Origin of the sequence: Pseudomonas emilianonis, assembly GCF_023072625.1 — a bacterium.
In the GTDB taxonomy this organism is placed as follows: Bacteria; Pseudomonadota; Gammaproteobacteria; order Pseudomonadales; family Pseudomonadaceae; genus Aquipseudomonas; species Aquipseudomonas paraveronii.
The window spans coordinates 1-9028 of the sequence record NZ_JAKNRV010000214.1 but is presented as its reverse complement, the minus strand read 5'-3'; the positions used below and the strand labels follow the sequence as shown (position 1 = coordinate 9028).

At 62.6% G+C, this 9028-nt stretch carries 9 protein-coding genes and 1 pseudogene; all 10 read left to right on the top strand.

Going from position 1 to position 9028, the window contains the following annotated elements:
- On the top strand, positions 1–214 hold a 214-nt coding region (locus L9Z73_RS19570; protein ID WP_247404304.1), incomplete at its 5' end, for a hypothetical protein.
- Positions 215–849: 635 nt separating this feature from the next.
- The gene (locus tag L9Z73_RS19565) at positions 850–1443 is read left to right on the top strand and encodes a transposase (RefSeq protein WP_247404307.1); all 594 of its coding nucleotides are present in this window, start codon (positions 850–852) and stop codon (positions 1441–1443) included.
- 59 nt (positions 1444–1502) lie between these two features.
- Positions 1503–3089: a ShlB/FhaC/HecB family hemolysin secretion/activation protein gene (locus L9Z73_RS19560; protein WP_247404301.1), complete on the top strand. Its 1587-nt coding sequence runs from the start codon at positions 1503–1505 to the stop codon at positions 3087–3089.
- 24 nt (positions 3090–3113) lie between these two features.
- On the top strand, positions 3114–4913 hold the full coding sequence (locus L9Z73_RS19555) for a DUF2341 domain-containing protein (protein WP_247404298.1): 1800 nt from the start codon (positions 3114–3116) through the stop codon (positions 4911–4913).
- A gap of 11 nt (positions 4914–4924) precedes the next feature.
- A complete protein-coding gene (locus L9Z73_RS19550; protein WP_247404295.1) occupies positions 4925–5350 on the top strand; it encodes an ExbD/TolR family protein in 426 nt (141 codons plus the stop codon).
- Between the two features lie 3 nt (positions 5351–5353).
- Positions 5354–6058 carry an energy transducer TonB family protein gene (locus L9Z73_RS19545; RefSeq protein ID WP_247404292.1) on the top strand — a complete coding sequence of 235 codons (705 nt, stop codon included), beginning with the start codon at positions 5354–5356 and terminating at the stop codon, positions 6056–6058.
- Positions 6059–6100: 42 nt separating this feature from the next.
- Positions 6101–7801 carry a putative porin gene (locus L9Z73_RS19540; protein WP_247404290.1) on the top strand — a complete coding sequence of 567 codons (1701 nt, stop codon included), beginning with the start codon at positions 6101–6103 and terminating at the stop codon, positions 7799–7801.
- Positions 7802–7819: 18 nt separating this feature from the next.
- A complete protein-coding gene (locus tag L9Z73_RS19535) occupies positions 7820–8446 on the top strand; it encodes a DNA repair protein (protein ID WP_247404287.1) in 627 nt (208 codons plus the stop codon).
- Between the two features lie 19 nt (positions 8447–8465).
- Complete coding sequence (locus L9Z73_RS19530; RefSeq protein WP_247404284.1) at positions 8466–8936, top strand: YbjN domain-containing protein; 471 nt, start codon at positions 8466–8468, stop codon at positions 8934–8936.
- Positions 8933–9028 (top strand): annotated as a pseudogene (locus L9Z73_RS31325) (peptidylprolyl isomerase); the annotation flags it as partial. The gene L9Z73_RS19530 and the pseudogene L9Z73_RS31325, both read left to right, overlap by 4 nt.

Genomic DNA, 9028 nt, shown 5'->3' with positions numbered 1-9028 from the left:
CCAGCAGGCGGCGGCCAAGCAGGGCAGGGCGTCGATCGTGACGGTGGAGGTGTTGAGCTTTGGCTCCGAACCGGTGCAGCGCGAGCCGCAGGAACAGCAGAAAACCTCGGAGTACAACCCCAACAGCCCGGTGCAGGTACTGGGCGCCGGGCCGTTGAGCGAACAGGCGCGTGCGCGGTTGACGGATGAGGAGCGCAAGCAGATCACGTTGTAGGTGGAAGGACCTCTCGATGTACGTTTGGGGCGATCAGTGATTGCCCCGTTTTTTTTGCTGTTGGCGCGGCGGCCTAATAGCCGGCTGGTGTTTCATGGCTAACTCGGTTGGAAAGGTGGGAGGGGGGTTGCCCCCGATAGCAGTGGGTCAGTTACAGATTAGTTGACTGACACACCGCTATCGGGGGCAAGCCCCCTCCCACATTTGGATCTCCATGGATCAGATATCTCCATAGGTCAGATAGACCTCATTTTGCTTTTGCTCTGGCTTTGCCTGGGCTTTTGATCTTGATCTTGATCTTAGGCGCCCCGTAAAACCACGCAAGCCTGCGTGAGGGCACACCGAGCACTAGCGAGGTGCCGAGTGGTGGGGCAAGAGCCTTTTGGTTACTTTGGGGCTTTTCCAAAGTGACCCGCTGTAAGAGCGGAACCGCCAGCCGCCGTTACCGAAGAACTGGATATGTACCCGCTCACCCCCCAAAAAAATGCCCCCCACTCAATCCAAAATGAAGCTTTCATGACAAAAGTTCGGTAGCTCCCCCCCACGCCCGTCTTGCCTATGTAACGCGCTGGAGGCGGCCACAAATCGCCTCCCCAGCCGTCAGCAGGACGCCAGGAGTGGGGCAAATGGGAACTATGGAACGTTACTCGAAAGTCGGCATGCAGGAGCTCGATCAGCGCCTGTCGAAGATCGTCGAAGCCGCGCGCAAAAAGCCGGTTTCGGTCTACCGCTACGGCGCGCCCTGGGTGTGGATCGTCTCGCAGGACGATTGGCAGGGCGCCTTGAAGGAAGTCTCCAGCTACATCCCCGCGGGCCATTCGCTGGTGTTGTTGCGCCCGCAGATCGACGAAATGTTCGACCGGCACCACGCCCTGCTGCGCCCCGCCCCGGGGATGCTGATCGCGCCGCGCACCGTGCTGCAGATCCTGCTGTTGCAACTGCTGTATTCCGTGCCCAGCGAACAGCAACTGCACGAACAGCTCAATTACAACCTGCTGTTCCGCTGGTTCGTCGGCCTCGACCTGCACCAGAAGGTGTGGGGCATCCATGTGCTGCAACGCGATATCGCCACCCTGTTGAACGACCCACGGGCGGTGCAATTGATCCAGACCATCATCGGTGACGTGTTTTGCGGTGCCTTGCTGCACATGCCGGAGTTCTCGTTGAACTTCGCCTTGTTGCACACCTGGCTGGCACGGCACAGCCAACTTTCGACAACCCGCAATTGAGCAGGCCAAACGCCGTGCAATCGGCGAGGGCGCAACATTTTAGACATTTAGGGGGCTGTGTGGAGCATCTGTTCAAGTCAACGCTGGCGCTGTGTTGCCTGGCGCTGGGCACCTTGGTGCAGCCGGCGCTGGCCGAGGAGGGCGATGCCCCGGCGCGCCGGGTGGACGTCAACGAGTACTTCGTGCGCGGCAATACCGTGCTCGATGCGGCAACGATCGAAGAGGCGGTGTACCCGTTTCTCGGCCCGCAAAAGACCCTGAACGATATCGAAGGCGCCCGCGATGCGCTGCAGAAGATCTACCAGGCGCGCGGCTACCAGTCGGTGTTTGTGGAGCTGCCGGAGCAGAAGGTCGATGACGGCATCGTCTACCTGCAAGTCAGTGAAACCAAGGTCGGCCGCGTGCGGGTGGTGGGGGCCAAGCATTACTCGCCGGTGGAAATCCGCGAGGAAGTGCCGGGGCTCAAGGAAGGCGCCGTGCCGGATTTCGCCAGCGTGCAAACCCAGCTCGCCGCGCTCAACCGCAGCGCCGGACGCCAGGTCACGCCGCAGGTACGCGAGGGCCAGCGCGCCGGCACGATGGATGTCGACCTGCAAGTGGAAGACCAGAACCCCTGGCACGCCAGTATCGGCCTGAACAACGACTACAGCGCCGACACCGAGAAGCTGCGCTCGGTCGCGACCCTGGGCTACGACAACCTCTGGCAGTTGGGCCACAGCCTCTCGCTGACGTATTTCACCGCGCCCCAGGACAGCTCGAATGCCAAGGTCTGGTCGGGTTCCTACAGCGCGCCGCTGGATGAACGCTGGACGCTGCAGTTCTCCGGTTACCAGTCCGACAGCAACATCGCCACCATCGGCGGCAGCAACGTGTTGGGTAAGGGCCACTCCTACGGGGTATCGGCCATTTACAGCCTGCCGGCGGCAGGCAACTGGGCCAATTCATTCTCCTTCGGCGTGGACTTCAAGGACTTCGACGAAGAGATGAAGTTCGGTTCCAGCAGCGACCAGGTGCCGCTCAAGTACGCGCCGTTCACCCTGGGCTACAACGGCTACCGCTACACCGAAAAATCCCAGCTGGGCCTGGGCTTGAACCTGGTCGTCGGCACCCGCGCATTCTTTGGCTATGGCAGTGACGCCGAAGAATTCGACTACAAGCGCTACAAGGCCAGCGCCAGCTTTGCGGTGCTCAAGGGCGACCTGAATTACACCTACACCTTCGCCAACGACTGGCAGTCGGCGTCCAAGGCCGGCTTCCAACTGGCTTCGGGGCCGCTGGTGTCCAACGAGCAATATTCCGCCGGCGGCGCCACCTCGGTGCGCGGTTACCTGGCGGCCGAGCGCACCGGGGATGACGGTTACCTGCTCTCCCAGGAGTTGCGCACACCGTCCCTGGCCAAGTTCCTCGGCAGCTACGTGCAGGAGTGGCGCTTCTACGCGTTCGCCGAAGGCGCGCGCATGCGTCTGCACGACCCGCTGCCCGAGCAGGAAGACGAATACAGCCTGGCCAGTGTCGGCCTCGGCACCCGCGCCAGTTTGAGCAAATGGTTGTCCGGCAGCCTGGATTGGGGCTACCCGCTGCTCGACGGACCAAACACCCAGAAACAGGACTCGCGACTGCACTTCAGTGTGCAGGCGACTTTCTGACCCTTTTTTCCGGAGATTCTTCCCATGCAACGCCTATTCCTGAGCCTGTTGATCTGCCTGGGCTTCGCGCTCCCGGCCACCGCCCATGCCTGGTGGCAGGACGACTGGCACTACCGCAAACAGATCAGCGTGGACACCACCGCCCAAGGCGCCGCGATCAACCAGGCCCTGGGCCGCACCGCGCTGCTGGTGCGCCTGCACACCGGCAACTTCACCTTTGACGGGGTCAAGGATGACGGCAGCGACGTGCGCTTTGTCAGTGCCGACGACAAGACCGTGTTCAACCACCAGATCGAAAGTTTCGACCCGCTGATGGGCATGGCGCTGATCTGGGTCGATGTGCCCAAGGTCGAAGGCGGCCAGCGCCAGGATCTGTGGATGTACTACGGCAACCAGAAGGCCCCGGCCACCGCCAACGGCCAACTGACTTTCGACCCGAACTACACCGCGCTGTATCACTTTGACGGGGCCAGCGGTACACCGCCACGCGACACCACGGCCTACGCCAACACCGCGCTGAACGCCACCGGCAGCAGCATCGACGGCGTCGTCGGGCGTGCCTTGCAGTTCAGTGGCCAGCCCTTGCTGTTGCCGGCCAGCCCGTCGCTGCAACACACCGCCGGTAGCGCCTTCACGTTCAGCGCCTGGCTACGCCTGGACCAGGCCAGCGGCGAGCAAATCGTCCTGGCCCGGCGTGAGGGCCTGCATAGCCTGTTGCTCGGGTTGAACCAAGGCACGCCGTTCGTGGAAATCGACGGTCAGCGCGCCGTCTCGACCCAGCCGCTGAACCCTGGCCAATGGCAGCACCTGGCGTTCACCGCCGAGGGTGAAAAACTCGCGCTGTATGTCAACGGCCGCGAAACCGCGAGCCTGGCAGTGGCCATGCCGGCGTTCAACACCCAACTGGCGATTGGTGCCGATCTGCCGGAAGCGGCGAGCCCGCACCTGCCGTTTGCCGGGGCGATGGATGAGCTGCGCCTGTCCAAAGTGGCCCGTCCAGCGACCTTGTTGCTGGCTGACGCGAGTGCCCAGGGTGCCGAGTCGAAACTGGTGGCTTATGGCGTGGATGAAGAACAGTCGGGCTACGGTTTCGGCAGCCTGGGCTTTTTGCTTAACGCGGTGCCGGTAGACGCTTGGGTGATCATCCTGGTGCTGGTGGCGATGATGTTCCAGTCGTGGGTCATCATGATCCGCAAGAACCGTATGGTCAGCCGCGTGAGCAGCGGCAACGAGGCGTTTCGCGAGCAGTTCGCACAGATCGGCACTCGCCTGGAAATGTTCTACGACGACAGCGTACTTGCCCAACGCCTGACCCATTCTTCGCTGTGGCGCCTGTACTGCGTGGCGGTCAAGGAAATCCGCACCCGCCGCGCCCAGGGCGCCGACACCTCGTCGGTCTCGGCGGCGACCATCGAAGCCATCCGCTGCTCCATGGACGGCGTGCGCACCCGCGAAAACCAGGCACTCAGTTCCAAATTGTCGACGCTGTCCAACGCCATCGCCGGCGGCCCGTACATCGGCCTGCTGGGCACGGTGCTGGGCATCATGGTGGTGTTCCTCGGCACGGCCATGGCCGGTGACGTGAACATCAATGCGATCGCCCCGGGCATGGCGGCGGCCTTGCTGGCCACGGCCATGGGCCTGTTCGTCGCGATCCCCGCGCTGTTCGGCTACAACCGCCTGATCACGCGCAACAAGGAAGTCAGCGCCGACATGCGCGTGTTTGTCGACGAGTTCATCACGCGCCTGGCGGAGATGCACGGTGAGAGCCAGTTCAGTGAAGCGGCGCACCGCGTGCCGCACCACGCGCCGGTTTCGGCCTGAGGAGAATCGCCATGGCTTCCGTAAATGCCTCCCGCGACGATGACGACGATGCCGCTGTCGACAGCATCAACATCACGCCCCTGGTGGACGTGCTGATGGTGGTGCTGGTGATGTTCATCCTCACCGCTACCGCCCAGGTCTCGGGCATCCAGATTCACCTGCCCAAGGCCAGCGCCTCGGTGTCGCTGTCGCAGGCCAAGACCAAGGCCATCTCCGTCAACGACGGCGGCCAGGTGTTCCTCGATGCCTACCCGGTCACCCTGGGGGAGCTGGAGGAGCGCCTGCGCATCGAGAAAGCGCTGAACCCGGATTTCCCGGTGATCGTGCGCGGCGACGCCACCGTGCAGTACCAGAAGGTGATCGAGGTGCTCGATTTACTGCGGCGGCTGGAGCTGTCCCAGGTCGGGCTGGTCACCGGCAAACCGAGCCAGGGCTGAGTCATGACCGCACAGATCCCGATGCCGCCGTTGCCCGTGAAGAACAAGCCGCCGTTGCGCCCGCTGAAGTGGGGCGCCGGCCTGCTGCTGGGTGCCGTGGCCGCCTGGTTTCTCTGGCAATGGGCCAATGACGTGAGTGGGATACGCCGTGAAGCACCCAAGGTGCCGACCATTATCCCGTTGCCGCCACCACCGCCACCGCCGCCGGAAAAACCCAAGGAGCCCGAGCCCCAGGTGGAGGAAAAAGTCCCTGAGCCGGTGCCCACACCTGAGCCCGAAGAGGTGAAACCGGCGGAAGAAGCGCCGCCTTCGCCGGCCGATGACTTGGCCAACCCGATGCAGATCGATGGCGACGCGCAGTCCGGCAACGACGGCTTCAACATCGGTGCGGGCAAAGGCGGCGGCATGGCTGGTTCCGGCGGCGGTGGTCTCGGTGCCGGCACGTACAAGCAATACCTGGCGGGGGTGTTTCAACGCCTGCTGAGGGACGACCCGGAGTTGCGCAAAAAGGCCTACGCGGTGCAGGCGGATGTGTGGTTGAGCGCCGAGGGCCAGGTCACGCGTGTGGAGCTGGCCAAGTCCAGCGGCGACAGCGAGACCGACGCCCAAGTGCTGGCGGCCTTGCGTGTACCCCATGCGGGGCAACGCGTTCCAGCCTCGGTGAGCATGCCGGTGCGCCTGTCCCTCAAGGGCCGGCGCCCGGATTGATCGAACCCATTTTTTGCAGTTTTTTACAGGAGTTGCTTACGAATGATTTCCCCCGTGAATCGGCTGACCCTGGCGGTCGGCATGGTCATCGCGACCCTGGTCGGCCAGGCGACGGCAGCCCCGGTCGCCCCTTCGGAAAACGTCACGATCAACCTGATCCGCCTGCTGGTGCAGCAAGGCGTGCTCACCCAGGACACCGCCAATGGGCTGATTGCCCAAGCGGAAAAAGAAGCCCAACAGGCTCGCCAGGCGAATGCCGCCCCGGTGGTCGCCAGCGGCCCGACGGCGGCGCCTGGCGACGTGCGTGTGCAGTATGTGCCGCAAGCGGTGCGCGATCAGATCCGCGACCAGGTGAAAGCCGAAGTCATGGCCACCGCCAAGCAGGAAAACTGGGCCCAGCCCAATACCTTCCCGGATTGGGTGTCACGCGTGACCTTTGACGGCGATATTCGCCTGCGTGATGAGTCGCGCTATTTCTCGGGCAACAACAGCCCTCAGATCACCGACTTCGCTAAGGTCAATGAAACGGGGCCCTATGACGTCAACAAGAACTCGAACACCAAGTTTCCGCCGTTGATCAACACCATCAAGGACCGCGAAAACCTGTTCCGCCTGCGCGCTCGCCTGGGCATGAAAGCGGTGATCTCGCCAGAGTGGACCGCCGGTATTCGCCTGGGCACCGGTTCTGACAATAACCCGGTGTCTACCACCCAGACCCTGGGCGGTGGCTTCGGCAAAAAAGACATCTGGCTCGACCAGGGTTACCTGAGCTGGAAAACCACCGACTCCATCACCTTGACCGGCGGGCGAATTGCCAATCCGTTCTACGCCACCGACATGATGTATGCCAACGAGCTCAATTTCGACGGTGTGGCCGCGATCTTCAACCATAAGCTCAACAGCGAGTGGGGGCTGTTCGGTACCCTCGGCGCATTCCCAGTTGAATACTCCTCGGATACCGCCAGCACCAACGGCATCGACAAGCAAGACAGTGAAACCAAGTGGCTGTTCGGTGGGCAAATCGGCGCGAATTGGAAGATCAACCGCGCCAACAGCCTCAAACTTGCCGCTGCCTACTACCAGTTCCAGGACATCGAGGGTGAGCGTTCCAGCCCGTGCTCCCCGTGGAAGGGCGAACCCGGTTGCGACACTGACGGCACGCGTGTGGCCTTTATGCAAAAGGGCAACAGCGTGTTCAGACTGCGCAACAACACCACCAGCCCGACGGACCCTGCCAAAACCCCGGACCCACAATACGTCGGCCTGGCATCCAAGTTCGATGTACTGGACCTCAACCTGGTCTGGGACAGCGAACTGCCCAGCGACTTCAAGCTGCGCACCCAAGGCAACTACATCCGCAACCTGGCCTACGACAAGGGCGAAATGCTCAAGCGCAGCGAAGGCGAGATCGTCAACAACCTCAATTCCAACGGCCAGTTTGAAAGTGGCGGCAACGCCATGATGGTCTCGTTCACCCTCGGCAGCGCGCTGGAGATGCGCAAACGCGGCGACTGGAACGTGTTGGCCGGCTACAAATATATCCAGCCTGATGCGTTGCCCGACGGTTTCAACGACTCCTCGTTTCACCTCGGCGGCACCAACGCCAAGGGCTACTTCATTGGCGCTAATTACGGCATCGACAAAAACATCTACGCCAGTGCGCGTTGGTTGAGCGCCTCCGAAGTGTATGGCGCGCCGTTCGAAGTCGATGTGATGCAACTGGAACTCAACACGCGCTTCTGATGCGCAGGGAGATGCCCCATGAACACGCGAATATGCGCGCTGCTGTTGCTGCTGGTTGCCACCGGCGCTTCGGCCGAAGGCATGGAAGAGCGCCTGCGCACGCAACTGCGCAGCACCACCCAGCAGTTGCAGGCGCTGCAAAGCGAGCAGGCCCAGGCCAGTGCTGCACGCCTGGCCGCCGAGAACCAGGCCAAGCAGGCCCAGGCGCAGCTCAAGCAACTGACCGCCGAGCTGGACAAGGTACGTGGCGTCGCCGAGCAAATGGCGGGCCAGCAACAGAGCTTGCACAGCCAGGCGCAAGCCCAGGTGGCGGCGAGCAACGAGCAGATCGGCAAGTTCAAGAAGGCTTATGAAGAACTGCTGGTGTTGGCCAAGGGCAAAGAAACCGAGCGTGCGCGCCTGCAGGCGCAGTTGAGCGAACGTGACACACAAGTGCAGCAATGTTCAGCCAAGAATCAACAAATGTACGGCGTGGCCCAGCAGTTGCTCGCGGCCTACGAAAAAATCGATGTGGCCGAGGTGATGAGTATTCGCCAGCCCTTCGCCAGCGGCGCGCGGGTCAAGTTCGAGGAACTGGCCCAGGGCTTTGGCGACGATTTGTACAAGACCCGTTTTGATGCGCCCCAGGCAGCCGCCAATCACTGATAGACAAGGAACAGATCCCATGAGCGAATTGATCACCAGCGTTACCGTCCAGAGCCTGACCGAGCTGTTGCAGGAAGCCGGCTACCGGGTCAACCAAAGCGAACAGAACGGCATCGTGCAACTGCTCAGCGCCAGCCAGGGCATCGGCTTTGCCGTGCGTTTCGGCAACCCGGCGGCGGAGCAGGGCAGCTACGTGGATTTCACCTACAGCTGCGCGCTGCGCGTGCAGGGCGACTTGCCCGAAGGGCTGACTCAGGTGTGGAACGCCTCGCGCCGGTTTGCCCGGCTGTCCGTGCAGGGCGAATTTCTGCTGATGGAAATGGACGTGGTGGTGGCCGGTGTCGGTGCCACGCACCTGCGCAGTCAACTGGAACTGTGGGACCGTCTGCTGCAGGAATTTATCGTCTATCTGCGTGAGTACAGCCAGCACGCCGCGCAGTTGCAGACCCAGGCGGCTGAGCCGGTGGCTGAAGAGGTACCGGTGCTGTGAAGAAGCCAACCTTGCTTGTCGGCGCCGGGGCGCTGACGTTGCTGGTGGTGGCGGTGGGGTTGAGCCTGCGACCGGGCAGCGACCCGGTCGCC